The sequence below is a fragment of the Polycladomyces abyssicola genome, from assembly GCF_018326425.1.
GTDB classification, from domain to species: Bacteria; Bacillota; Bacilli; order Thermoactinomycetales; family JIR-001; genus Polycladomyces; species Polycladomyces abyssicola.
On record NZ_AP024601.1, the window covers coordinates 1,380,386 to 1,405,349 of the forward strand.

Below are 24,964 nucleotides of genomic sequence, written 5' to 3' on the forward strand. Positions count from 1 at the left end.
TATCGGATAAAAGAGGCGATAACAAGCAGTTATTGCCTCTTTTGTAATTTGCACCAGGGGGCGTATTTAACCCAACACCTCCCGGTATCTCATTCCTCCGGATGGTTTAGTTGATGTATTCGTTGCAATAGGGATTTGAACCGGGACAGAAGCTCTCGGAATTCTTCTTCCGAAATCCCGCTCTGTTCCAACAGGACTCTGGGGATGCAATAAGCTTCTTCCTTCAACATGTCTCCACGTTCGGTGAGGCGAATGATCACCTTGCGTTCATCATCGGCGGACCGTTGCCGTCGGATGAGACCAGCGGCTTCCATCCGCTTCAACATGGGAGTCAATGTGCCGGAATCCAAGTAGAGCCGTTCTCCCAGTTCTTTGACGGTCATTTCACGGTGCTCCCACAAGACCAGAAGGGTGAGATATTGGGGGTAGGTGATGCCCAATTTGTCGAGCAGGGGGCGGTATATGCGGCTGATTTCTCTGGAACAGGCATAAATGGTGAAGCAAAGTTGATTATCCAACTTTAAGATTTGGGGGTCTTCCATCTTTCACACCTTATTTCCATTTGATCAAATTGAATTGCAGAAAATCAAATTTGGTCGGAAATCAATATAACGAATGCATCGTGATTTGTCAAACAACACTATTATACTTAATTTAAGATCGGGTGATATGGAGCCATGCATGGAGCAGCAGAGAATAATCCTCTCCGATAATATAAAAATGTTAATCAGGTATTTGAAAGGGGAGCAAACAATGAACATCAAAGTATATCCACCAGATCAACAAGGAACAGGCGCATTTGATGGTGGGAAAATAATCGAGCAAAAACCGATTGGATTTCCTCATGAGTATTCTGCGGTGAAACGTATAGGACCTTTATTTTACTGGTCATGGTTTTTTGCCAAAAATGAAGGGATGATTGGAGCGCATCCGCATCAAGGATTTGAGACTATCACTTATGTGATTCAGGGTACAGCGGAACACGGAGATTCATTGGGAACGAAAAGTATAGTAGGGTCCGGAGGGGCACAAGTGATGCAGACGGGTTCCGGTGTGTATCACGAAGAACGATTTATCGGCCCCGATATGGAGGGTTTTCAAATATGGTTTGAACCGTTTCTTCCTGAAGCCATTAAAAGAAAACCCACCTATAACCAATATGAAAATGAAGTATTTCCCGTTATGATACAGGATGGCCTTCAAATCAAGACCCTGATCGGGGAAGGTTCACCTATTCATTTGACGACGGATGTCAAGATGTGGGATGTCCAAGTACAACCAGGAAGTGAATATAAGCACACGATTCCCTCTGGTTATTCTTTGGCTACGCTGGCCGTTAGAGGCGATGGGGTATGGGAAAATGAAAAAGAGGAAAGTGTGTTTGCTGCGTTCCGGCATAAAGACTTTATTGTTTTGGAAACTGACTCCCAAGCAGACGTTCAACTGATATCAGAACAAGATGACGATTTACGTATGATCATCATTCAGGTACCTACACAAGTAGACTACCCTCTCTATCGAAAATAATGGGTGTGCTCTTTAACCGGGCCGGGAGTAAATGAAACCGCCTTTCCTCCCACGGTGTATGGGATGAAAGGCGGCGTTGTTCAGCCCCCCTAGAGGGAGTGCTGCTGGTGTTTCAGCGTGTGGAGGGTCAAATGTCCTCTCTGGTCCTTGACATTTTGACCCTTCCATAACGGTCACGGATTCTTTTCAGCTTTGCATGATATTCTAAAATTTGGATTCTGGCTTTTTCAGCCATTGGTGCCATTGGACGTAAATCGCGTAATCCCCAATAATCGACGACCACATCGAGAACCTGGTCAAAATATTGAAGCGGACCGTAATTGGCTTCCCTTGCAATAATGCCCATCCGGTTTTCAAAATCGGGCATGACGGCACCTGGCATTTTAAAATTGATGATGACATTTGCAATGTGGTAGCAATAATTTGGTTCCAGTTCGAGATGTGTACGAATGACATCTCTGTAAAAGGCGTAATGAAGTGTTTCATCTTTGGCAAGGCGACGTAATAAAGTAGCAAGGTCTCTATCATGTTCACCTGCTATTTTTGCAACATTATTATAAAAAACCATTGTAGCAAGTTCCTGCAAAGTCGTATATGCCATCGCTTCGATCGGTGTATGGAAATCAGGTTCGAATCCACCTTCAACTACCTGTTTTCTTAATTCGTGCAACCGATCAGGGTTGACATTGCGAGTCAGTAAGAGATAAGTTTCCAATAAATTGGAGTGTTGATCCTCTTCTGATGTCCATGTATGAATAAAATCTGTGATGACGGAGAGAGAGCCCTTAAATGTTTCCGATAGGTACGTTGTAAACCAGGGTAAATTGACTTCAGTCAACAGAGCAGTTTCGATCGCAGTAATCACTCCGGAAGGCAACGTAACCTGGCTTTGATCCCATGGGACACGTTTGAAATCGATCCCTTTATCCCAAGGCAAAAACTCATGATAGCTCCAGTCGATCTTTTTGGCTCGTTCCCGATGTTGTTCATACAATTCTTTCAAACGCGGTTCTAAACGGAAATCCAAATCATGGGTTAACATACTTTTTACATCACTCACTTTAAGTTTGTTTTCACTGTGATGATATCCAGGCTTTTGCCGGTTTTCATCAGCAGTATGTCATCTTCCACCACTGCAGCTTACTTTACTATTCTATGTTAATCCATTCTTTTCCTCTGTATGCATCATCAAAGGCGTTGATTTTATGGTAACAGCTTTACGAGGCAGGGTGATGACGCTCCACTCTGGGCCTGGGCGACGAACTGAGGACTCTAACCATACAAGGATTCAAGCGACAAATGAGCGTGTTTGTGGCTGTTTGGAGTTTCATTTATCATAACAATCATACTTATCGTTAAAAAGGGGAGAAGGAAAAATGACCAATCAACAGCATACTGTACGAGTGGCTGTCATCCAAGCCGCTTCTGTCATCATGGATCGGGAAGCAAGTACGGAAAAGGCGATTTCGTTAACGCTTCAAGCGGCAGAACAAGGAGCGAACATTGTTGTATTTCCTGAAGCTTTTATTCCTGCCTACCCACGAGGGCTCACTTTTGGGACGAGAATCGGGAGTCGTTCTCCGGAAGGCCGAAAAGACTGGCTTCGCTACTGGGAAAATGCGGTTCCCGTCCCGAGTAAAACGACTGAAATGTTGGGAGAAGCAGCACGTAAGGCGGGTGTCTATCTTGTTATCGGCGTGATTGAAAGAGACAACGAGTTTAGCGGCGGTACCTTATACTGCACGGTTCTATTTTTTGGACCGGATGGAACATTACTTGGGAAGCATCGAAAATTAAAACCGACAGCTTCAGAGCGAATCATCTGGGGGGAGGGAGATGGAAGCACTTTACCGGTTATTGATACGCCGTTTGGCAAAATAGGGGCGTTGATTTGTTGGGAGAATTACATGCCGTTAGTCAGAACGGCCATGTACGCCAAAGGGGTTCAAATCTATATCGCTCCTACGGCAGATGCCCGAGAAGTGTGGCAATCTACTATACGCCATATTGCAGTGGAAGGAAGATGCTTTGTTTTATCCTGCAATCAGTATGTTACGAAGGATATGTATCCTGCTGATTTGGCCTGCTATGACGAACTCGCATCTTCCCCACATGAGATGTGCACGGGTGGCAGTGCGATTGTCGGTCCTTTGGGTGACTATATAATAGGACCTGTTTTTGGGAAGGAAGATATCCTCATAGCTGATCTTGATTTGCGTTGTATCGCTTACAGTCAATTTGATTTTGATGTGGTAGGTCACTATTCAAGACCTGATGTGTTGCAACTCATTGTGAATGAGGAGAAAAAAGAGAACGTGAAATGGGTAAAATAATCAAATTTTGATGACCTTTCATTCAGCACAAAACCACGAATGGTTTGCCGCCTTCCTCTCCATTCGTGGTTTAGATGTCTGGTAGAACCGAGAATTCGCTTGCTACTCATTCATTTTCAACCACTATGGCGGTATCTTCAATTTTCTCGTCGTGATGGGCATAAGGGGCATGCTGATTGGTAAAGAGTTCTACTCGTATTTCATGCTTTCCCGGTCCAAGATGATCCAAGTGGTACCACGGCCCATATATACGAGCGACTTTTTTGCCGTCCACAAAGAGATGCGCATGACCTTCCCCGATCCGGTTGGGTCCATTGATCAGTTCAGGCGTAAACCGAAAATGTGTCGTTTGTACATGGAGGTTCCAACCGGATTCCGAATCCCTGCGAACTAGAAGATGTACAGTGGGGACCGGCATTCCCTTCGGAATTTCAACCGGTTGCAGATGATGGTGACTGGTGTCATGGGTGTGAACAGGGTTCGCTAATACTTCATGATGTTGATGGATGGGGGCAATCAGCATGCTTCCCCACCCAAGCAAGTAATAAAGTAAAATGCCGGATAAGAAACACAACACAGTTTGGTAATTTTCCACCCGGTTGATGACCGGCCATAATTCTGTTCCCGCTACGTAAAGCAGAATCCCGGCCGAGAATAAGAGCGCAATTCCAGCCAATTGACCTTGCATCCAAGGAAGATCCGCTATCCATAAAGCGGTTATGGTACCTAAAACCGTGCAAATCCCCAGAATCCCGGCTGCTCCCATGGCTTTTTTTCGTTCCTGGAAACCGGCCATCGTCAGGGTGGAAATAGCTACTCCTTCCGGGATTTTATGCAACACGAGTGCAAGTAACACCGCGATTCCAAAGCGGGGATCGACATGGAAACCGGCACCAATGGCAAACCCTTCAAAATAGGCATGAATCCCCATCCCGGATAACACACTCCAGACGGCACCTTGGTGTTTTTCCATTTCATTTTTGGAAGATAAGCGATGCTTCGTATGCCACCTCTGAAAGGCGAAAGCGGCCAACATACCGACCAAGAGCCAGGGGGCTTGTGACGGCGTTTCGGATAAACCGTGTGGTAGCATACCGCCAATGGATACAGCTAACAGCAGGCCGGTACTGAGTGCCACCAGCATGGTCAAACCTTGAGACGACCAATTTTTTTTGAACCAAACGATGCTCCCTCCCACTACATAACCCAAGGCGGCTAGTATGGTCCATCCCAAAGCTCCTGCCACTTCTATTTCCTCCTTATCTCAAAGTTGACTACATTGATGATATATATGTGAATATTTCAAAAAACAACATGGCATTTTCTTCGTCAAGATGGTAGCCGATTCTGAATCCGCTTTGTGGAATCCCGCCAAACGAAGGGGTGTGTCGTCATCCCGAGTGATGAAGTTCGACAGCGACGCTGCATGTACCTGCAAGAGTGGCGGACCTGTTTCCGGTACGCTGCAGCTATTGACAAAGTCCACGGGCGGGCGCTGAGTTGTTCAACCACTTTGTACTTAACCAGTACGCTGGTTACTCTGTTCTCACTTTGTTCACTACTCTCTGTGAAGGGGTCACGGTTAAAGCTGTCTTTCATCTTACGATTTGTTTTTTGGTATCATTCGAGGTAGAAAAGGGTTTTTCTTTTCCTCTTTCGGTCAAAATGTAGAAGAGATGTTATACGAATAATGGGTTAAGGACTGGCCAAGCCGAGCAAAAAACATTATGATAAAACCGTCCCGTCCGATGTGCTTCGGAATTTTGCTGAATGGGAGGATATAGTATTATGCAATTTCGTGTACATGAATTTCGCGAACTCATCAAGCTGATTCACGAAACCGACATCGAACTCTTTGAGTTTGAGAAAGACGGAAACAAATTGGTGATCAAAAAAGGGCCGAAAGGTCAAACGACTGTGGTGAACCAACCGGCTGCGGGGCAACCGGAACCGATTGTGTCGACGCCGTCTCCAGCTCCGCAAGCACTGACCCCGGCTCCGCAACCCGTGGCGGAACAACCTGCTCCCGCACAGCCTGAGCAGAAGCCGGTTGAAGAAGAGGATGCCAACTTACATAAAATCGTGTCGCCCATGGTGGGTACGTTCTACCGTGCACCGGCTCCGGATGCGGATCCGTATGTCAAAGAAGGGGACCAAGTGGAAGAAAATACGGTCGTCTGCATTGTCGAAGCGATGAAACTGATGAACGAGATCGAAGCAGAGGTTCGCGGCACCATTGTCAAAGTATTGGTAGAGAACGGACAGCTGGTTGAATACGGACAACCGCTGTTTTTGGTGAAGACAACCTGAAACAGCGGGAGGGGAAACAGAACATGTTTCAAAAAGTCTTGATCGCGAACCGCGCAGAAATCGCCGTCCGCGTGATTCGCGCATGCCGCGAACTCGGAATTCAAACGGTGGCCGTCTATTCGGAGGCGGACAAAGATGCGCTGCACGTCAAATTGGCGGATGAGGCGTATTGCATTGGTCCCGCTCCGTCGAGAGACAGTTACCTCAACATGACAAACCTGATGAGTACCGCAACATTGATCGGGGCGGACGCCATCCATCCGGGATACGGATTCCTGGCAGAAAACGCCGATTTTGCCGAGCTGTGCGCCGCTTGCGGGATCACTTTCATCGGTCCCCATCCATCGGCCATCACCAAAATGGGGGACAAGACCACCGCACGGGAAACGATGAAAGAGGCCGGGGTACCGACCGTTCCGGGAACAGAGGGGATTATCGAGGATATCGATGAAGCGGTGACCGTAGCCCGGGAAATCGGCTTTCCTGTCATTGTCAAGGCGACTGCTGGCGGTGGCGGAAAAGGAATGCGTGTGGTTCACAGCGAAGAAGAATTGAAACGGGCAATCCGCATGGCCCAGCAGGAAGCGGAAGCCAACTTTGGCAACCCGGGTGTGTATCTGGAAAAATTCCTCATCGAACCGCGCCACATCGAGATTCAGGTGTTGGCGGACAACCATGGCAATGTCATCCACTTGGGCGAGCGGGATTGTTCGATCCAGCGTCGATACCAAAAACTGGTGGAGGAAGCGCCTTCCCCGGCATTGACCCCCGAATTGCGGGAGCGTATGGGGCAGGCGGCAGTGGCCGCGGCCAAGGCGGTCAATTACTCCGGAGCGGGAACAGTGGAGTTCCTTCTGGACAAAGAAGGAAACTTCTACTTCATGGAGATGAACACCCGTATCCAGGTGGAGCACCCCGTCACGGAGCTGGTGACCGGGATCGACCTGGTGAAGGAACAGATACGTATCGCGGCAGGTGAACCACTGTCCGTCAAGCAGGAGGACGTCCGTTTTGACGGGTGGTCCATCGAATGCCGGATCAACGCGGAAGATCCGGATCGGAACTTCATCCCTTCTCCTGGCGAAATCCAGTTTTACTTGCCGCCGGGCGGTCCGGGCGTACGCGTCGACAGTGCCGCTTATACAGGGTATCGGATTCCTCCATACTACGACTCCATGATCGCCAAGTTGATCGTCTGGGGCAAGGACCGGGAAGAGGCGATAAACCGCATGCGGCGGGCATTGCAGGAGTTTGCGATTGACGGGGTGAAAACGACGATCCCGTTCCATCTGAAGCTGATGCAGCACCCACAGTTTGTCAGTGGAGATTTCCATATTCAGTTTCTTGAAAAAAACAATTTGAACGAGGGGCGTTCGAAAGATGACGAATCATAACCCGATCGACCATGTCGATTACCAAGTGAATGAGTTGGGAAAAATTGAGATCGCGCCGGAAGTGATCCAAATCATTTCCGGTCTGGCCGCCCAACAGGTGGAAGGCGTGGCGGGTCTCAGCGGTGGAGTGGTCGGTGATCTGACCCAACTCCTGGGACGAAAAAATTTGCGTCAGGGCGTCCGCGTCGAAGTGGGTGACGAGACGAAAATCGAAGTGTCGCTCGTCATTGCGTTCGGCTACCATATCCCGGAAGTGGGTCGGAACGTCCAGGAAGCGGTTAAGTCGGCAGTGGAAAACATGACCGGTTTGAGCGTGAGCGAAGTGGTCGTCAAAGTGGAAGCAGTCAAATTTTCCAACGACAAACAAACAGACATCGAATCCCAGCGTGTGAAGTAAAAACGAACTGGGTACTGTCAGTTTCCCGGAGGAGGGTAGGGGCGTGAAGCTACTGGACCGTGTGCTTGTGTTTTTTCTCAGCCTTTTTGTGACTGTCGCCTCCGCTCTCGGTGTGTGGTTCTTTTCGGGTTTGGGGTTTTCCAAGCACGACACCGTCCGTTTCGTTGAGGCGTTGTATGCGTACCCGGCCCGGCAATGGACGGCTATCAGTCTTAGTTTGTTGTTGATGCTGATCGGTCTCAGACTTCTGGTGGCAACCGTTCATCGCCCCGGAGCTGACCGCGGTGTGGACCGGTTGACAGAAATCGGGTATATTCGCATTTCACTGGACACATTGGAGAGTTTGGCTGTCAAAGCTGCCAGAAGGGTGCGGGGAATTCGCGACTTGACCGCCCGTGTCCGGATGAGTGGCAATAACGCCTCCGTGGGCGTGGGGTTGAAATTGACCGTGGACGGGGAAACGCCGATTCAGACATTGTCCGAAGATCTCCAGCGTGTCGTCAAAACACATATCGAGGAAATTGCCGGGGTGACGGTCGATCAAATTTCCGTCTACGTCACCGACACGGTTCAGCCTGATCGCACGCGGATTCGCGTCGAATAAGGCGGTGACCGATAATGGATTGGAAATGGTTGGAGTTTTTGTGGGTGCACTACCGCGGGCGCCTGATCGGAACGTTGGCCGGATTGTTTTTGGGTATCGTCTATTTGATTGTCGGCTTGTGGAAAACCATCGTGTTTATGCTGATCGTGGGCATCGGTTATTTTGCCGGGAGAGAATGGGATGGGCGAAAAGACTTGCGTCAGGTGTTGGAAGATTGGTTTCCTGATCGTTGGATGAGAAAATAACCAAACCCGGCCGGCGAACGGCGCGGGTTTTTTTTGGAGGATGGAATATGGGCAGGAGACAGGTACGTGAAAAAATTTTGCAGACGTTGTATCAGTTGGATCTCAATCCCGAACCGGCCGAAAAAGTGATCGAGCGGGTGAAAAAGAGCTTGCCCGAAGACGAACGGGCATTTTTCGGTCGCGTGGTCGGGGGCGTCCTTTCTCGGATGGACCGGTTGGATGCGGTTCTCGGTGATTTTTTAAAAAAGGGTTGGAGCCTCTACCGGTTGGCGATCGTCGATCGGGCGGTATTGCGGATGGCGCTGTATGAGTTGATGTTTGAAGAAGAGATTCCGCCGGGTGTCACCTTGAACGAAGCGGTTGAATTGGCCAAAGCGTATAGCACCGAAGAATCGGGGAAATTTGTCAATGGTGTGCTGGGGGCGATCGTAGAGAGACAGGAGGAAATCCGAGAGCGCCTGACGAAGGAGGAGCTGGAATGAGCACGTCCCGCGCGGTGTTGGGCGTGGATACGAGCAATTATTGCACGTCGATGTGCCTCGTCGATGATGAGGGAAACCGTTTGGCGGAAGAGCGGCAATGGTTGGATGTGCCACAGGGCGAGCGGGGGCTTCAACAGTCCCGCGCCGTGTTTCAACACGTGCGCCGTTTGCCGGAGCTGTTCCTTCGTCTGCCACTTGACCAAGTAAAGGTGGCGGCCGTCGCGGTCAGTACAGCGCCCAGACCGCAAGCAGGCTCCTATATGCCCGTTTTTCAGGTGGGGACGTCCTGGGCCCAATCCTTGGCCCATGCCTGGGGCGTTCCGTTGATCGAGACGACGCACCAGGAAGGGCACATCGCCGCCGGTGAGGCAACAGCCGACCGAACATGGGATGCTGATCGCTTCCTGGCGGTTCATTTGTCCGGCGGAACCACGGATCTGTTGAATGTCAGCCGACGGGGAGCAGGATACGACATTGAGATGATTGGCGGGTCCAGTGATTTGCATGCCGGGCAATTGGTCGACCGGATCGGAGTGGCGATGGGGTTGCCGTTTCCCTCGGGACGACATGTGGAAGAATTGGCTTTGCGATATGACGGCCGGGAACAAGTCACCATCCCGTCGTCAGTAGACGGGTTGACCTGTTCATTTTCCGGGCCGCAGACAGCTTTGCTGCGGTTGTGGGAAAAACGAGCCGCATCCAAGGAAGCGCTGTCGTTTGCCGCATTGCGCTGTGTGGCCAACACGGTGGAAAAATTGCTTCAGCATGCGTTTGATCAAGGTTATCCGAAAAAAGTGCTGATCGTCGGGGGAGTGGCCGCCAACAGCCTGATTCGGGAGCGCTTGCGCAAACGATTGGAGCACCCTGCCGTCCGAGCCCGGTTGATATTTGCTGATCCGCGTTATTCAGGGGATAACGCCTACGGAGTGGCTCGAATCGGCCTTCGGGTGTTGAAGGGTTGACACGGTCGATGGTTGGATCCATGTAGCGGACGGGTGTGTTGGCCTGTCCGTTTTTGTTATGGAAGAGGGGAATTATCGGTTCTGCTCAGGATTTCCAGCCCTCTCGCACGTCCGATAGAAATTTTGGTACAATCATTCCGTGGAGTGCAAAAACACTTAAAACGACTATGCGAGTAAAAAAGGCCTTCTTGGATGGTTGCGGGTTACCACTCCGAATGCGGTGCTTGAGCCGTGTGGAGCAAGTCACATGGTTTAAGACGAGTGTGTGATTATGTTATCACCGGCTCGGTGAGATTCTAAAAGCTGGAGCTTGTCTCGCGGGCTTGGTCAACAGGGATGGCAATACTGATTGACGAAAAATAGGATGTCAGGTTGATTACAGGAAAAAGCGGAAACTTATTTTCCGAACAAATCGACGGATGATTTAAGAGAATGTCCATAAATACCAAAAGATAACCGCTTTTCCTATGGAGGAAAGTTCGTCATTCTCTTTACATGAAGAGGTCGAAGCGCTACACTGGGGAACGTAAAAGCTATCGTGGAAAAAGGGGAGGCACCAAAGTTGACAAAATCAGCGATCCTCATTGACGGAAAAGCGGTGGCGGCGTCGATTCGCCAAGAGTTGAAGGAACAGGTAAGCCGCATGAAAGAGCAGGGGGTTCATCCCGGATTGGCCGTGATTCTGGTCGGGAATGATCCCGCTTCTGAAACGTATGTGCGCGGCAAAGTGCGGGCCTGTGGAGAAGTGGGCATTCACTCCGAGCTGATCTGTTTGCCGGAATCGGTATCGGAGCAGGAATTGTTGGAACATGTGCAACGGTTGAACGTGGATGAGCGCATTCATGGCATATTGGTGCAGCTGCCGTTGCCGAAGCATATTTCGGAAGAAAAAGTGATCGACGCGATTGTGCCGGAAAAGGATGTAGATGGATTCCACCCGATCAGTGTCGGTAACTTGGTCATCGGCAAGCCGGGGTTTTTGCCCTGCACGCCGCATGGGATTATGGAATTGCTGCGGCGTTACGAGATTCCGCTCGCAGGGAAGCATGCGGTGGTGATCGGCCGCAGTAACATTGTGGGCAAACCGGTTTCATTGCTGTTGCAGCGAGAAAATGCCACGGTGACGATGTGCCATTCCAAAACGGTGGATCTGCCTTCTGTCGCACGCCAGGCTGACATCCTGATCGCCGCTGTGGGTAAACCGCAACTGGTCACGCGGGAGTATGTCAAACCGGGGGCGGTGGTGATCGACGTGGGCATCAACCGTACACCGGAAGGGAAATTGGTTGGAGATGTCCACTTTGATGAGGTGCGTGAAGTCGCCTCGTATATCACCCCGGTTCCGGGCGGCGTAGGTCCGATGACGATCGCGATGCTCTTGGTCAACACGGTGCAATCTGCCCAACGATTGTTGAGTTGAAATTACGATCTCGATCGTGTCAGATGATATGATATGGAGAGCGATGGCCTAGGGAGTGTCTGGTAATTCCGTGAGGGAGCAAATGCTTTCCCATGTGAGCGAAGACCTAAGCCTTGTCGAGCAATGACACAGAAAGCGCTGGAAAAAATCGCGGGCAAGTTTCTCTAAGCGAAGTACTTTGCCCGCGTCCTGCGCTCCGGGGCGGTACGGAAGACCAGCTTCGAGGGCGCAGGTGGAACGGGCCGGGAAAGCAATTGGCCAGTTTTCACCGGACACTGCTCCTAAATCCAGCGAGGAACGAGAGAAGTTCAACAGAATCGGACAGACCACGGTCTGAAGAAAGAGGGATGCGGTATGCTGGAGTTGCTGGAAGAAAACGAGCGCCCCATTTTTTCGGTGTCCGATCTGGTCGGATATTTGCGGATGCACGTGGAAGAAGATCCTGTGCTTTCCCAAGTGTGGGTCCGGGGCGAGATTTCCAACTTCCATCACCACCACCGGGGCCATATGTATTTTACGTTGAAAGACGAGGGCAGCAAAATCCGGGCGGTTATGTTTGCCGGAAACAACCGCCGCCTTCGTTTTGTGCCGAAGGACGGGGACGACGTACTTGTTCGCGGGTATTTGTCCGTGTACGAACGGGACGGACAAGTACAGCTGTATGTACAGGAGATGCAGCCCAACGGGGTGGGCGAGCTGTACGTGGCATTCCAGCAACTGAAAGACCGCTTGGAACAGGAAGGCCTGTTCGATCCTGCACACAAGAAACCGCTTCCTTTTTACCCGCGACGGGTGGGGGTGGTCACTGCTCCAGGCGGCGCGGTCATCCGGGATATCATCACCACGATCCGGCGTCGCTCCCCCAATATTCACATCTTGCTCCATCCCGTCCCCGTGCAGGGGGATGTAGCGGCCCGGAAGATTGCAGCTGCCATCGACCATTTCAATGAATGCGGAGAAGTTGACGTGATCATTGTTGGCCGAGGAGGCGGGTCGCTGGAGGAGTTGTGGGCATTCAATGAAGAAGTGGTGGCACGGAGCATTTTCCGTTCCCGGATTCCTGTCGTATCCGCAGTGGGGCATGAGACCGATGTGACCATCGCAGATTTTGTCGCCGATGTCCGGGCAGCGACACCCACTGCGGCGGCTGAACTCGTTTCTCCGCGGTGGGAGGAATTGCGCGATCGTCTCGCCACCTGCCAACAACGTCTGGTGAACGCGATGCATCGGCGGCTCCATTTCAGCAGGGACCGATTGGAGAGGCTGAAAAAACGGTCGGGTCTTCGTCAACCGGGCTCCCGTCTGATCCAATACGAACAGCGTCTGGACGATCTGGTTCACGACTTGCTTCGGGCGATGGCATCGCGTATGCGGGACGGACGGCGCGACCTGGAACAGCAGGCATACCGATTGTGGGTTCACCGACCGGCCGAGCGGGTCCGCGAATATCGCGCCCAATTGCAACAATGGAAAAAGAATTGCATCTCCCACATGCAACAACGCTGTCGCGTATACCGGGGCAATTGGGAGCGGTTGGTGGATCAATTGGATGCACTCAGTCCGTTGCGGGTAATGCGGCGCGGATATTCGCTGGTTTATCGTTACCGCGGGGAGGAGCTGATCCGAAGCGTGAGACAAGTGGAGCCGGGCGATTTGCTCGATGTGCGCGTCGCAGACGGTCGATTACAGTGCCAAGTATGGAAAAAGGAGGAGTCGGCTGATGGCGGAGACGAATGAAGCGCGTCAGTCTGTTGAATCCCTGCCTTTCGAGGAAGCGATGAAACGGCTGGAAACGGTGGTGGAACAGCTGGAGAGTGGAGAAGTACCGCTGGAAGAAGCGATCCGGCTATTTGAGGAAGGGATGCGACTTGCCAACCATTGCGGCAAGACATTGGATCGAGTGGAACAACAAGTTGAAATGCTGGTGCGTGAAAACGGTGATTGGGTGAAAAAGCCTTTCGGGACGGAGGAGGACATGGACTGAGGTGGAAACCGCGGAACAATACTTACAGGAAAAGGCCGGCATGGTGAACGATCGGCTGGCTCAATATGTTGAATCGTGGAATGATATTCCAAAGCAGTTGAAAGAATCCGTAGCGTATTCGCTGCTGGCCGGCGGCAAGCGTTTGCGGCCGGTTTTGGTGTTGGCGACGGCGGAATCGCTCGGAACGGAAGCGGAGCGGGCGCTTCCTTTTGCATGTGCGTTGGAGATGATTCATACGTACTCTCTGATTCACGATGATCTTCCGGCGATGGATGATGACGACTATCGGCGGGGGCGGCTGACCAACCACAAGGTATACGGGGAAGCGATGGCGATTTTGGCCGGAGATGCGTTGCTGACCAAAGCTTTCGGTTTGATGGCGGAAGGAGCGCTGGCGATCGGACTGCCGGGTGATACCGCTCTGAAACTGATCGCGGAAGCTTCCCGCCGTGCCGGAGCGGAAGGTATGGTGGGCGGTCAGGTGGATGACATCCTGCACGAGAATCAATCGGTCACTCTGGAAACCCTCCAATCGATTCACCGCCGCAAAACAGGCGACCTGATCACGTTCTCTGTCCGATTGGGCGGCATGGTGGCAGGAGCCAATGAAATACAATTGGAGAAGCTGACTCGTTTTGCCGAGGGATTGGGATTGGCGTTTCAGATTCAAGACGACATTCTGGATGTCATTGGTGACCGCGAGAAATTGGGGAAAGAGACCGGCAGCGACGAAGCGAGAAACAAAGCGACGTATCCTTCCTTGCTGGGTTTGTCCGCTTCGAAGGAACACCTTCGGAAAACGATTGAGGAAGCAAAAAGCTGGATTGAGGGAGAAACGTGGTTGAATACCCATACACTGCTGGGATTGGCTGATTTTTTGACGACACGCGACCGTTGATCGCCAGCGGCTTCATTGTCGGTCATCAGCGGATTATGTTATAATGGCCGTAAAACAGGAGTGGTGCAGTATTCTAGTCAGCCCACCTCCCCTGAAGGCGGGGCTAAAAATCCGCTAAAGGGCACATCGATGAAGTTCCTGGTGTTGGCTTTCGACGCCCAGTCGGGGGTTGATGCTGGGAGTTAAGGTTGAAGGGCGATCCACAAAGGCATGTGGGCGTTGACCCTTCTTCCGCGGAGGCCCAAGTGCGTGGCTCAACCGAAAGGAAGAGCGACGGCTTGGGGGATGAACCTACATGCGGGCACAACCACCTGTATGTAGCGTAGCCTGCCTTGAGTGACGTGCCGGGGATACGGCGTTTTGCCACCGCCGTTGAAAGGTGCGTTGCAAAAGAGGCTAGGGGGACGGCTCGGGCTGTTGAGGAAAACTCCTAGACTGTTTGCGGGATCGCAAGGCTACCCGGGGATTGAAGTGCGGACTAAGTGGCAATCCAGTCCGGCGATTGGCGACAACGCCGAAAAAGGTTGAAAGGGAAACCACCTGGTCGGCGACGACCGGGATACCTTTTTGGGAAATCCTACTGGACCTAAGCCGCAGGATTTACCCGGGTAGTCACCACTCCTTAGGCACTTTTTTGTTTTAGCTGATGAAAATGATCAAACTCGGCCATAGGCGGTCCGGGCAGATGTCATCTGCACCGGTCAAGCCGGAAAATCTGCCGGCCCGTAAGTGGCCGGCATTTTACTGTGATGGGAAGCGAGGGAATCAAACGTCTCGATGCGAACGGTGTTGAAACAATCCTTGCGCTGGGCAGCCACCATCAGTTTGGTGAGCGCATTGATGGCAATGGCACTCTCGGCTTCGTCCAACACGTTACTGCGGGGAGTGTCCTGGAGCGGCGGACTGTTGGTGGTACTTTTGATCATCGCCATTGGTGTGGTGTTTGATATGCTGGGCATCGCGGCAACGGCGGCTCGCGAAGCGCCGTTCCATTCGATGGCGGCCAAAAAAGTTCCAGGAGCTCGACATGCGATTGGGATTATTCGTCGTGCTGATCAGTTCTCCAACTTCTGTAACGACGTGGTGGGGGATATCAGCGGAATTTTGAGTGGTGCGGCGGCTTTTACAGTGATTACGGGACTCATTGTCACTTTTCATCTGGATGAAAGCCGCTGGTGGGTGGAAATGTTGATGGTGGCGACCATCTCGGCCCTCACAGTGGGGGGCAAGGCGTTGGGGAAAACTGTCTCCATCCGTTATGCCAACGACATCATTTTCCGGGTGGGGCAATTGTTTTACTTTCTGGAAACGCGATTTCATATCCGGTTGTTTGATGTGAAGAATAATAAGAAAAGAAAGCGAAAGCGAGGGGTTATTCATGCACCTCGATCAAATTGATTCACCGAAAAAACTGAAAGAGCTTCCCGTGGATCAATTACCGAAGTTGGCTGAAGAGATCCGTCAGTTTCTAATCGAAAGCCTGTCCAAGACCGGCGGCCATTTGGCGCCCAACCTGGGTGTGGTCGAGCTGACGCTGGCGCTTCATTACTTGTTCGACAGCCCCAAAGATAAGATCATCTGGGATGTGGGGCACCAGGCTTATGTGCACAAAATTTTGACCGGACGGAAAGACTTGTTCCCCACATTGCGCCAATATAAGGGATTATGCGGTTTTCCGAAGATGAGCGAAAGTGAACACGATGTATGGGAAACCGGTCACAGCAGTACCTCGCTTTCAGCGGCGATGGGGATGGCGGCAGCCCGCGATCTCAAAGGAGAAGACCATAAGGTGATCGCCGTCATCGGTGACGGGGCACTGACCGGCGGTATGGCCCTGGAAGCGATGAACCATATCGGTAACGAGAAAAAGGATTTGATTGTGGTTCTCAATGACAATGAGATGTCCATCTCACCCAACGTGGGTGCACTGCACAATTATTTGGGTCGGTTGCGCACCTATAAAGGGTACAAAAAAGCGAAGGAACTGGTGGAATACTGGCTGGAGAAAATGCCGTCCGGCGATACGTTCGCCAAGACGCTGGAACGCGTCAAGGACAGCATCAAATATTTGGTTGTCTCCGGAGTATTGTTTGAAAAGCTTGGCTTTACCTATCTCGGCCCGGTCGATGGCCACAAAATGGATGAATTGATGGAATGCCTGAGGCAGGCCGCCAAAACCAGTGGCCCTGTTTTGGTGCACGTCATTACCAAAAAGGGATACGGTTACAAACCGGCAGAAGAAAACTCGGTTGCCTACCACGGTGTAGGGGCATACAAAATCGAATCGGGCGAGTTCATGAAAAAAGCGGGCAAAGGACCTGATTACGCCAAAGTTTTTGGCAGTACGTTGGTCAAATTGGCTGAAAACGATCCGCGAATCGTGGCCATTACGCCGGCGATGCTGACCGGTTCCAAATTGGACGCATTTGCCGAGCGGTTCCCGGATCGTTGTTTCGACGTGGGTATCGCAGAGCAACATGCGACCACGTTTGCGGGAGGGTTGGCCACACAGGGAATGAAGCCCGTTTTGGCCATTTACTCCACGTTTTTGCAACGGGGGTACGATCAACTCATTCACGATGTGTGCCGTCAAAACCTGAACGTGGTAATCGCGGTGGACCGTGCCGGTTTGGTCGGTGCCGACGGTGAGACGCATCAGGGTGTGTACGATATCGCTTACATGCGCAGTGTACCGAATATTGTCATCATGATGCCCAAAGATGAGAATGAACTGCAACACATGTTGTATACAGCCGTACAGTATGATGCGGGCCCGATCGCGGTACGATTCCCTCGCGGCACCGGGATGGGTGTACCGATGGACACGACGTTCCGCACCATTCCGATCGGCCAGTCTGAAGTGGTGCGTGATGGGAACGACGTGGCACTGCTGGCCTTTGGCCCGATGGTGGCGCTGGCCGAGGAAGCGGCTGAGCAGTTGAAGCGGGAAGGAATCTCTGCCAAGGTGATCAATGCTCGGTTCGCCAAACCGCTGGACGAGACGATGCTGTTGGAGCTGAGTCGCACAGGGATGCCCGTCATCACAATTGAAGAAGGGGCGCGCATGGGCGGATTCGGCAGTGCGGTGTTGGAGTTTTACGCGGATCGAAACATTCATGGCATGGTGATCAAAAACATCGCGATTCCGGACTACTTCGTCGAACATGGAAGTGTGGAAGAACAGCGGCAGGAAGTCGGTCTCACAGTGGAAAACATTGTGCAGACAGTGCGCAGTGTGGCACCGGCGATGCCGCGAAAGCGACAACGGGCGTAGGAGGTTCGTGTTGAGCAAGCAAAGGCTGGATGTACTATTGGTGGAAAAAGGATATTTTGAAAGCAGGCAACAAGCGCAGCGGGCTATTATGGCCGGTTTGGTTCGTGTCAATCAGGAACGGGTAGACAAGCCGGGGGCCAAGATTCCTGCGGATGCCGTGCTGGAAGTGACCGGTCAAGTGCATCCCTTCGTCAGTCGTGGCGGCCTGAAACTGCTGGAGGCGATTCGGGCTTTCCAACTGGATCTCACGGAACGCGTGGTGATCGATATCGGGGCTTCTACCGGCGGTTTCACGGATTGTGCTCTGCAACACGGTGCCAAACGCGTCTATGCCGTCGATGTCGGCTACGGACAGCTTGCTTGGAAATTGCGACAAGATCCACGTGTCGTCGTGATGGAACGAACCAATTTTCGCTATATGAAACCGGAGGATTTGCCAGGCGAGCAACCGGATTTGGCGACCATTGACGTTTCCTTCATCTCATTGAGTCATATTCTGCCGCCACTTTACCCGATATTGCGAACGGGCGGGGATGTAATCGCACTGATTAAACCGCAATTTGAAGCGGGTAAGGAACAAGTGGGTAAAAAAGGGATCGTGCGCGATCCCGCCATTCACCGGCAGGTGATCCGAGCTGTGTTGGACATGGCTGCATCCTGCGGTTTTCAACCGATGGGCGTTATCCCTTCTCCCATAACGGGTGGGGAAGGCAACATCGAGTTTTTGTCTCGTTTGACCAAAAGCGATACAAGTTCTTCCTCAGGGATCGTGACGGATGAAGCCATCACGGAAGCCGTAGCGGAAGCGCACCGGCGTCATGCATAGGAAAATGAGAGGATTTACTGAACCCCTCTTCGAATTAAGTAGGAAAAAGGAGGGAGAACTGTTGCTTCATCCCGGGGACCTGTTGGTCCTGTTCCTACTGATCGGAGCGGGGTTGTGGTTGTTGGCGCACAAATGGCGTAAACGTGATCGGTCCGTCACTGCCACATGGCAATGGACCGATTCAAGTTCTGCCATTCGGGGCGAAGTACCCGACATGTTGCGAGAGGAAGGGTATGACGTGGTGGCGGCCAAGCAAAAGCTTCCCGTCTATGTGCATGTGGGCTCACAATCGTTTGAAAGCCGGTTATATGTGGACTATGTGGCCAAACAGGGTTCAGACGTATACCTGGTGATGATTGCGCGACCGAAAAAACCGCTGTCTATGACCGGTGCCGCAATTCGGGATCGTTTTTTATCCCTTTTTTTGGCGTTGCATCCTACAGGGATTTTATATGTTGATCCGGAACGGGCGCATATTCACCGCATTCATTTTGATATTGCAGGGATCCGGTTTCCCGGACGCCGCTCGTGGGTATCCTATCTGATAACCATGGTTCTGGGCATGCTCTTGGCATTCTTCATCCGGTAACCCATGGATCACCGAGGTGAAGTCATTGACAACGATTGGCATATCCGTCAACAAAGGAAAACCCAAGACACGGATCGTCACGCGTGAATTGGTGCGATTGTTGGAAGAGAGAAATGCCGGTGTGGTACTGGAGCCGGATATCGCACAGGAGATCGGTCGTCCCGACCTCGGTCTCCCGTTGGAACGTTTTCCCGAACGTGCCAACATCCTGTTCGTCTTGGGTGGAGACGGCACCCTGTTGGGGTTTGCGCGCCGGTTTGCGCAGCATTCGTTGCCGATATTGGGGTTCAATCTGGGTAACCTCGGATTTCTCTCCGAAGCGGAACCGGACAATCTCGCTGATGCAGTTGACCGTGTGATCGCAGGGGACTATTACATAGAAGAACGATTGATGCTGGATGCGGAGGTGGTGAGGGACGGGCAGGTGCTGGAACGGAGTGTGGCATTGAATGACGTGGGCATCGCCAAAGGATCGTTCAGCCGAATGATCACTTGTTCAGTGTGGATGGACGATTCGTATTTGGGCACCTATTCGGGGGACGGTGTCATCGTCTCCACTCCGACCGGTTCCACTGCTTATTCGTTATCGTGCGGCGGGCCGATCGTATGGCCCGGACTACAAACGATATTGCTCACCCCGATCTGTCCGCACACGCTGACCGCCCGGCCAATGGTGCTGCCGGCTGAAAGCGTGTTGGAAGTGCGGGTCAGTGCCACGCATCAAGATATCGGTTTGACCATTGACGGTCAACTGGGGTTTCGGTTAAATGTGGATGATGTGATCCGTATACGCCGGTCTCCGTACAATACCTTGCTGATCAAATGGCAGGAACGCTCCTTTTTTGAAGTCGTGAGAAAAAAGCTTCAGGGAGATACGGATGAGGATCCTGGGTTGGAGGGCAAACGATGAAAGCTCAGCGTCACATCAAGATTCGTGAGATTATCGCAAGCAAGGATATCGAAACACAAGAGGAATTGGTTGATGAACTGAAAAAAGCGGGATTCAATGTGACCCAAGCCACGGTGTCCCGCGACATTAAAGAATTGCATCTCGTCAAGGTAGCGACGAACAATGGACGTTACAAATATTCGTTGCCTGCTGACAGACGCTTCAATCCGTTGCAAAAACTGAAACGCATGTTGGTTGAGTCGTTTGTCGGTGTGGATCACAGCGAGAACCTCATCGTCATGAAAACCCTGCCGGGTAATGCGCATGCATGTGCAGCATTGATCGACCATTTGGATTGGCCGGAGATTATCGGCACGATTGCGGGGGACGACACGATCCTGATGATCTGCCGCAATAAAGAAGTCGTCCCGGAGGTAGTGAAACGTTTTCTCGACATGCTGTAGGTTGTGGGAGTGGATAGGGATGCTTCGGGAAATGTCCATCCGCCATTTTGCCATCATCGACCATGTCCGTCTGACGTTTGACAACGGATTTCATGTGCTGACCGGGGAGACCGGCGCAGGAAAATCAATCCTGATCGATGCTATCGGTCTTTTGGTTGGGGGACGTGGTTCCGCCGATTTTGTACGTCACGGGAAAGGGAAGGCGGAAATTGAAGGATTGTTTGAGGTGCCGGCCGAACACCCCGTAAGAGACGTTTTGTCCGAATTGGGCATCGAACCGGAAGAGGATGTCCTTATCATCCGTCGGGAAATCGCGGCGAGCGGAAAAAGCACCTGCCGGATCAACGGACGCATGGTGACCTTGGCCATGTTGAAACAAGTGGGCGAACGATTGCTGGACATCCACGGTCAGCATGAGCATCAATCCCTGCTCAAACCGGAAGAGCACGTAGAATGGCTGGATGCGTTCGGCGGCGAAACGGTTTTGGCCAAACGCAGGGAGTACGAGGTTGTCTACCGAAAATACCGTGATCTTGAACGTGAATGGCAACGCTTAACGGTGGACGAGAAAGAGATGGCGCAACGGATCGATCTACTTCGCTTTCAACAGGAGGAAATCGCCGCTGCAAAGTTGACGGAGGGCGAAGAAGAGGAACTGGAGTTGGAGCGCAAACGGTTGGCGCATGCCGAGAAAATCGTTCAAAACGCCTCGGAAGCATATGAGGCGTTGTACGGGGAACGGCGCGGATTGGAACACCTGCATGACGCGTTGCAAGCGCTGGAAGAGATTGCACAGGTGGACGAGTCGATCCGATCCGTGTGGGAAATGGTTCAAAGCGCATACTATCAGTTGGAGGAAGCTGCGCGGGAGCTTGGAACATATCGTGACCAACTTGAATTTGACCCCGACCGGCTGGTCGAGGTGGAAGACCGTCTCCACCTGATTCACCAACTGAAACGAAAATATGGCGATTCGATCCGCGACATTTTGTCATTTGGTGAGCGCGTACAGGAAGAGCTGGAGCGATTGTTGAACCGTGATGAAAACAAGGAAGCGCTGGAAGCGGAAATGAGGAAGCTTCGCGCGGAATTGGATCAAAAGGCGGACGAACTGACCGCTTTGCGGAAACAAGCGGCCAGGCGTCTGGAGGAACGGGTGGAAAAAGAGCTGGCCGATCTCAATATGGGCGCTACCACGTTTCATGTTGCCTTTTATTCTTCTGAAACACCGAACGGATTGACGCCGACCGGCAAGGATCGTATCGAGTTTCAAATTGCGCCCAACCCTGGCGAACCGCTCAGACCATTGGCTAAAATTGCATCTGGCGGGGAATTATCCCGGATTATGCTGGCATTGAAAACCCTGTTTGCCGATGTGGACCACATCCCTACCCTGATTTTTGATGAGATCGACACGGGGGTCAGCGGACGCGCTGCCCAGGCGATTGCCGAGAAAATGGTCGCATTGGGACGAAAAAGCCAAGTCTTGTGCATCACACATTTGCCGCAAGTGGCATGTATGGCGGACACGCATTTTTACATTTACAAAGAAGCAGAATCAGGACATACCCAAACCCATGTCGAAAAGCTGGACAGGCAGGGAAGAACGTTGGAGCTGGCCCGGATGCTGGGCGGTGTGGAAGTGACGGATACCACACGCGAACATGCGCAGGAGATGCTTCAAATGGCCGAACAGATGAAAAAAGCGATCTGAAAAAGAAGTAGCAAGCCGTTTTTGGGAGTCTCGTTCCCAAAGGCGGCTTTTCTTTTCCGTACTGCTCAAGTCAGTGTCATTCGGATTGTCAGGAATCATTTGTGTAACATAAAAGGCCCGAGCCGCGGGCAATGTAACAGTACCGACGGTCAACACTGGGTATCAACGCGATGGAGGTGCAGGCAGGAGCGCGGGAGTGTGATCCGTTTTGCGGGAAAAACAGAAAAGAAAATGGTGGGGTATTGTACTGGTTGGCTTCCTTATCTGGGCCAGCATGACGCCGACATTTCAACAGTTCACTTCGTTCCCCCGGGAATTGCGCTTGATTTCCGGTGATCAGGAACAACTTCGACTCACAATGCCGGCCACCGTGATGGCCGACATTGCTGATCCGCACGTAGCGGCGATTAACGGGAAAAGCCGTGCGCAACTGGATTTGCATCATCCGTTTACCGTCATGACGAAACATCGTGGACAGACGCGGTTGACCCTCCGATTGTTTGGACGCATTCCGATCAAGACCTTGCAAGTGCGGGTTTTGCCGGAAATCCGCGTGATTCCGGGCGGACAATCGATCGGTGTCAAACTGCAATCAGCCGGGGTGATGGTCGTCGGTCATCATCTGGTATCGCAGGGAGATGAGGCGATTTCACCCGGGGAAAAAGCGGATATCCGCGTCGGTGATTATATCGTGCGCATCAACGATCAACCCATCCAAAACGTCAACCAAGTGTCAACCATTGTCCGGAAGACATTTGGTCAACCGCTAAAAGTGACGGTGGTACGAGGTGACCGTGAGCGGGAGACGACATTGACACCGGTCTTTAACAAACGGGAGGGCATCTATCGTATCGGCCTGTATATCCGTGATTCCGCTGCGGGAGTGGGCACATTGACGTTTTACGATCCGGTTCGAAAAGTGTATGGTGCGTTGGGGCACGTCATATCCGATATGGATACCGGTCAGCCGATTCGAGTCGGAGGGGGGACGATCATTCATTCCAGCGTCACCTCCATCCAAAAAGGAGAGTCGGGTGAACCCGGGGAAAAACGCGCGATTTTTTTCCAAGAGCATCACGTTCTCGGTTCCATTCGACGCAATACGCCGTTCGGGATCTTCGGCAAAATGGAACGATCGCCCGACAAGGGCCTGTATAATCGAACGGTTCCTGTAGCGTTGGCAGAAGAGGTGAAAGAAGGACCGGCCCAAATTCTGACGGTAGTGGAAGGGCAAAAAGTGGAGCGGTACAACATTGAGATTGTACATGTGGTTCATCAAAAATATCCAGCGACTAAAGGGATGATCATCAAAATTACCGACCCGAGGTTGTTAAAGAGTACGGGTGGGATCGTTCAAGGAATGAGCGGCAGTCCCATCTTGCAAAACGGCAAGCTGATCGGAGCAGTGACACACGTTTTTGTCAACGATCCCACTTCCGGGTACGGCACACTGATTGAATGGATGTTGCAGGATGCGGGGGTACTACAGGTGGCGGGTCTCCAAGAGACCCGTTCTCTTTTTTATCATTAAAGGAAAAGTATGGTTGTGCTTTGAACCAAAAGCAGGAATGACCCTTGGAAATGTCGAAAAACTCCTTGACACAATCAAAGAAGCGGACAGGGGGACATTGCCTTGAACAAAATCCGCGTTTTGTTGGCCGACGACAATCGGGAGTTTGCCGAATTGTTACGGGAATATCTTGCTTCCCAGGACGACATGGACGTGATCGGTGTTGCCTACAATGGTAATGAAGTGTTGGAAAAATTGGAGAAAGATGTGCCGGATGTTTTGGTGCTGGACATCATCATGCCACACTTGGACGGATTGGGTGTGTTGGAACAAATCCAAGAACGGGGAATCAAACCGGTTCCTAAAATCATGATGTTAACTGCTTTCGGACAGGAAAACATCACCCAGCGCGCGGTGGAATTGGGAGCGGCCTATTACATACTCAAACCATTTGACATGGATGTATTGGCGCATCGGATCCGTCAAATGAAAGGACAACCGGGTGCTCCGACCACGATGAAGTCAATGAATCCGCAGTCGAATCGAACCAATAATCTGGACGCCAACATCACGAATGTGATCCACGAAATCGGCGTACCGGCACATATTAAAGGGTATTTGTACCTCCGGGAAGCCATTACGATGGTTTATAACGAAGTGGAGTTACTCGGCGCCATTACCAAAACGTTGTATCCGCGGATCGCGGAGAAGTACAACACCACTCCCAGCCGAGTTGAACGGGCGATCCGTCATGCGATCGAGGTGGCTTGGAGCCGGGGCAACATGGAATCCATACGCAACCTGTTCGGATACACCATCAACGTGACCAAGGCAAAACCTACCAACAGCGAATTTATCGCGATGGTGGCGGACAAACTGCGTATCGAACACAAAGTGGGTTGATACGTCAGATAAAGCGAGAAGTCCAAGGTGGAGCAAGTCACTGAGTGTCGATGGCACACTTCATGATTGGCTGGTATTTCGGTTGGATTATTCCATCCGGATACCAGCCATTTCTGTTTTTTGGATAATCTTGCGGACGGTGCGAAAGAAGGCTGTGGTAAAAAAAGAGCATTGCCAATTCCGTTATTACTGATTATAATTCTCATTGGTAATCGATAATCATTTTCAATTGAGTGAAG

General features: G+C 51.7%; 25 protein-coding genes. 22 read left to right on the forward strand and 3 right to left on the reverse strand.

Annotation, left to right across the window (positions count from 1 at the left end):
* Positions 1-89: 89 nt before the first annotated feature.
* Positions 90-542 (reverse strand): MarR family winged helix-turn-helix transcriptional regulator, encoded by a 453-nt coding sequence (locus KI215_RS06835; RefSeq protein WP_212774790.1) that lies wholly within the window; start codon positions 540-542, stop codon positions 90-92.
* 211 nt (positions 543-753) lie between these two features.
* On the opposite strand from KI215_RS06835, the gene KI215_RS06840 reads away from it, so the two are divergent.
* Positions 754-1,527 (forward strand): pirin family protein, encoded by a 774-nt coding sequence (locus tag KI215_RS06840; protein WP_212774791.1) that lies wholly within the window; start codon positions 754-756, stop codon positions 1,525-1,527.
* Positions 1,528-1,654: 127 nt separating this feature from the next.
* On the opposite strand, the gene KI215_RS06845 is transcribed toward KI215_RS06840, so the two are convergent.
* Positions 1,655-2,569, reverse strand: a complete 915-nt coding sequence (locus KI215_RS06845) for an acyl-ACP desaturase (RefSeq protein WP_212774792.1) — start codon at positions 2,567-2,569, stop codon at positions 1,655-1,657.
* Positions 2,570-2,903: 334 nt separating this feature from the next.
* On the opposite strand from KI215_RS06845, the gene KI215_RS06850 reads away from it, so the two are divergent.
* Positions 2,904-3,860: a carbon-nitrogen hydrolase family protein gene (locus KI215_RS06850; RefSeq protein WP_212774793.1), complete on the forward strand. Its 957-nt coding sequence runs from the start codon at positions 2,904-2,906 to the stop codon at positions 3,858-3,860.
* Between the two features lie 106 nt (positions 3,861-3,966).
* Here the strand turns inward: KI215_RS06850 and KI215_RS06855 are convergent, their stop codons facing one another.
* Positions 3,967-5,106 (reverse strand): ZIP family metal transporter, encoded by a 1,140-nt coding sequence (locus tag KI215_RS06855; RefSeq protein ID WP_212774794.1) that lies wholly within the window; start codon positions 5,104-5,106, stop codon positions 3,967-3,969.
* 542 nt (positions 5,107-5,648) lie between these two features.
* On the opposite strand from KI215_RS06855, the gene accB reads away from it, so the two are divergent.
* From accB to spo0A, 20 genes are all read left to right on the forward strand, one after another.
* Positions 5,649-6,170 (forward strand): acetyl-CoA carboxylase biotin carboxyl carrier protein, encoded by a 522-nt coding sequence (gene accB / locus KI215_RS06860; protein WP_212774795.1) that lies wholly within the window; start codon positions 5,649-5,651, stop codon positions 6,168-6,170.
* A gap of 23 nt (positions 6,171-6,193) precedes the next feature.
* Positions 6,194-7,564 (forward strand): acetyl-CoA carboxylase biotin carboxylase subunit, encoded by a 1,371-nt coding sequence (gene accC, locus KI215_RS06865; protein WP_212774796.1) that lies wholly within the window; start codon positions 6,194-6,196, stop codon positions 7,562-7,564.
* Positions 7,551-7,961 carry an Asp23/Gls24 family envelope stress response protein gene (locus tag KI215_RS06870; RefSeq protein ID WP_212774797.1) on the forward strand — a complete coding sequence of 137 codons (411 nt, stop codon included), beginning with the start codon at positions 7,551-7,553 and terminating at the stop codon, positions 7,959-7,961. Before accC ends, KI215_RS06870 begins: the two co-directional genes overlap by 14 nt.
* Positions 7,962-8,004: 43 nt before the next feature.
* Positions 8,005-8,565, forward strand: a complete 561-nt coding sequence (gene amaP, locus KI215_RS06875) for an alkaline shock response membrane anchor protein AmaP (protein WP_212774798.1) — start codon at positions 8,005-8,007, stop codon at positions 8,563-8,565.
* Between the two features lie 14 nt (positions 8,566-8,579).
* Positions 8,580-8,810, forward strand: a complete 231-nt coding sequence (locus KI215_RS06880; protein WP_212774799.1) for a DUF2273 domain-containing protein — start codon at positions 8,580-8,582, stop codon at positions 8,808-8,810.
* A 47-nt stretch (positions 8,811-8,857) separates the two neighbouring features.
* Positions 8,858-9,292: a transcription antitermination factor NusB gene (nusB, locus tag KI215_RS06885; RefSeq protein WP_212774800.1), complete on the forward strand. Its 435-nt coding sequence runs from the start codon at positions 8,858-8,860 to the stop codon at positions 9,290-9,292.
* On the forward strand, positions 9,289-10,254 hold the full coding sequence (locus KI215_RS06890) for a tRNA (adenosine(37)-N6)-threonylcarbamoyltransferase complex transferase subunit TsaD (RefSeq protein ID WP_212774801.1): 966 nt from the start codon (positions 9,289-9,291) through the stop codon (positions 10,252-10,254). The genes nusB and KI215_RS06890 overlap by 4 nt, the downstream gene beginning before the upstream one ends.
* Before the next feature lie 562 nt (positions 10,255-10,816).
* Positions 10,817-11,674, forward strand: a complete 858-nt coding sequence (gene folD / locus KI215_RS06895; RefSeq protein ID WP_212774802.1) for a bifunctional methylenetetrahydrofolate dehydrogenase/methenyltetrahydrofolate cyclohydrolase FolD — start codon at positions 10,817-10,819, stop codon at positions 11,672-11,674.
* 354 nt (positions 11,675-12,028) lie between these two features.
* A complete protein-coding gene (gene xseA / locus KI215_RS06900) occupies positions 12,029-13,411 on the forward strand; it encodes an exodeoxyribonuclease VII large subunit (RefSeq protein WP_212774803.1) in 1,383 nt (460 codons plus the stop codon).
* Positions 13,395-13,658, forward strand: a complete 264-nt coding sequence (gene xseB, locus KI215_RS06905) for an exodeoxyribonuclease VII small subunit (RefSeq protein ID WP_212774804.1) — start codon at positions 13,395-13,397, stop codon at positions 13,656-13,658. Before xseA ends, xseB begins: the two co-directional genes overlap by 17 nt.
* A gap of 1 nt (position 13,659) precedes the next feature.
* A complete protein-coding gene (locus tag KI215_RS06910) occupies positions 13,660-14,556 on the forward strand; it encodes a polyprenyl synthetase family protein (RefSeq protein ID WP_246512231.1) in 897 nt (298 codons plus the stop codon).
* Positions 14,557-15,333: 777 nt separating this feature from the next.
* Positions 15,334-15,954, forward strand: coding sequence for a hypothetical protein (locus KI215_RS06915; RefSeq protein ID WP_212774805.1), 621 nt, complete (start codon positions 15,334-15,336; stop codon positions 15,952-15,954).
* The gene (dxs, locus tag KI215_RS06920) at positions 15,935-17,830 is read left to right on the forward strand and encodes a 1-deoxy-D-xylulose-5-phosphate synthase (protein ID WP_212774806.1); all 1,896 of its coding nucleotides are present in this window, start codon (positions 15,935-15,937) and stop codon (positions 17,828-17,830) included. Before KI215_RS06915 ends, dxs begins: the two co-directional genes overlap by 20 nt.
* A 10-nt stretch (positions 17,831-17,840) precedes the next feature.
* A complete protein-coding gene (locus KI215_RS06925) occupies positions 17,841-18,656 on the forward strand; it encodes a TlyA family RNA methyltransferase (protein WP_246512232.1) in 816 nt (271 codons plus the stop codon).
* Between the two features lie 61 nt (positions 18,657-18,717).
* Positions 18,718-19,245 carry a hypothetical protein gene (locus KI215_RS06930; RefSeq protein WP_212774808.1) on the forward strand — a complete coding sequence of 176 codons (528 nt, stop codon included), beginning with the start codon at positions 18,718-18,720 and terminating at the stop codon, positions 19,243-19,245.
* 25 nt (positions 19,246-19,270) lie between these two features.
* Entirely contained in the window at positions 19,271-20,155 is an 885-nt protein-coding gene (locus KI215_RS06935) for an NAD(+)/NADH kinase (protein WP_212775104.1), read from the forward strand.
* Positions 20,152-20,598: a transcriptional regulator AhrC/ArgR gene (gene ahrC, locus KI215_RS06940; RefSeq protein WP_212774809.1), complete on the forward strand. Its 447-nt coding sequence runs from the start codon at positions 20,152-20,154 to the stop codon at positions 20,596-20,598. Before KI215_RS06935 ends, ahrC begins: the two co-directional genes overlap by 4 nt.
* A 19-nt stretch (positions 20,599-20,617) precedes the next feature.
* Positions 20,618-22,312 (forward strand): DNA repair protein RecN, encoded by a 1,695-nt coding sequence (gene recN / locus KI215_RS06945; protein ID WP_212774810.1) that lies wholly within the window; start codon positions 20,618-20,620, stop codon positions 22,310-22,312.
* A 208-nt stretch (positions 22,313-22,520) separates the two neighbouring features.
* Positions 22,521-23,843 (forward strand): SpoIVB peptidase, encoded by a 1,323-nt coding sequence (spoIVB, locus tag KI215_RS06950; protein ID WP_212774811.1) that lies wholly within the window; start codon positions 22,521-22,523, stop codon positions 23,841-23,843.
* Positions 23,844-23,945: 102 nt separating this feature from the next.
* Positions 23,946-24,725, forward strand: coding sequence for a sporulation transcription factor Spo0A (spo0A, locus tag KI215_RS06955; protein ID WP_212774812.1), 780 nt, complete (start codon positions 23,946-23,948; stop codon positions 24,723-24,725).
* The last annotated feature ends 239 nt before the right edge of the window (positions 24,726-24,964 follow it).

Excerpts from the sequence above, each read along its gene's own strand:
- KI215_RS06840 (WP_212774791.1), top strand. The coding sequence starts at position 754 with ATGAACATCAAAGTATATCCACCAGATCAACAAGGAACAGGCGCATTT.
- KI215_RS06890 (WP_212774801.1), top strand. The coding sequence starts at position 9,289 with ATGAGCACGTCCCGCGCGGTGTTGGGCGTGGATACGAGCAATTATTGC.
- KI215_RS06850 (WP_212774793.1), top strand. The coding sequence starts at position 2,904 with ATGACCAATCAACAGCATACTGTACGAGTGGCTGTCATCCAAGCCGCT.
- KI215_RS06835 (WP_212774790.1), bottom strand. The coding sequence starts at position 542 with ATGGAAGACCCCCAAATCTTAAAGTTGGATAATCAACTTTGCTTCACC.
- KI215_RS06845 (WP_212774792.1), bottom strand. The coding sequence starts at position 2,569 with ATGTTAACCCATGATTTGGATTTCCGTTTAGAACCGCGTTTGAAAGAA.
- dxs (WP_212774806.1), top strand. The coding sequence starts at position 15,935 with ATGCACCTCGATCAAATTGATTCACCGAAAAAACTGAAAGAGCTTCCC.
- nusB (WP_212774800.1), top strand. The coding sequence starts at position 8,858 with ATGGGCAGGAGACAGGTACGTGAAAAAATTTTGCAGACGTTGTATCAG.
- accB (WP_212774795.1), top strand. The coding sequence starts at position 5,649 with ATGCAATTTCGTGTACATGAATTTCGCGAACTCATCAAGCTGATTCAC.
- KI215_RS06870 (WP_212774797.1), top strand. The coding sequence starts at position 7,551 with ATGACGAATCATAACCCGATCGACCATGTCGATTACCAAGTGAATGAG.
- ahrC (WP_212774809.1), top strand. The coding sequence starts at position 20,152 with ATGAAAGCTCAGCGTCACATCAAGATTCGTGAGATTATCGCAAGCAAG.
- xseB (WP_212774804.1), top strand. The coding sequence starts at position 13,395 with ATGGCGGAGACGAATGAAGCGCGTCAGTCTGTTGAATCCCTGCCTTTC.
- accC (WP_212774796.1), top strand. The coding sequence starts at position 6,194 with ATGTTTCAAAAAGTCTTGATCGCGAACCGCGCAGAAATCGCCGTCCGC.
- xseA (WP_212774803.1), top strand. The coding sequence starts at position 12,029 with ATGCTGGAGTTGCTGGAAGAAAACGAGCGCCCCATTTTTTCGGTGTCC.
- recN (WP_212774810.1), top strand. The coding sequence starts at position 20,618 with ATGCTTCGGGAAATGTCCATCCGCCATTTTGCCATCATCGACCATGTC.
- KI215_RS06915 (WP_212774805.1), top strand. The coding sequence starts at position 15,334 with ATGCGAACGGTGTTGAAACAATCCTTGCGCTGGGCAGCCACCATCAGT.
- KI215_RS06880 (WP_212774799.1), top strand. The coding sequence starts at position 8,580 with ATGGATTGGAAATGGTTGGAGTTTTTGTGGGTGCACTACCGCGGGCGC.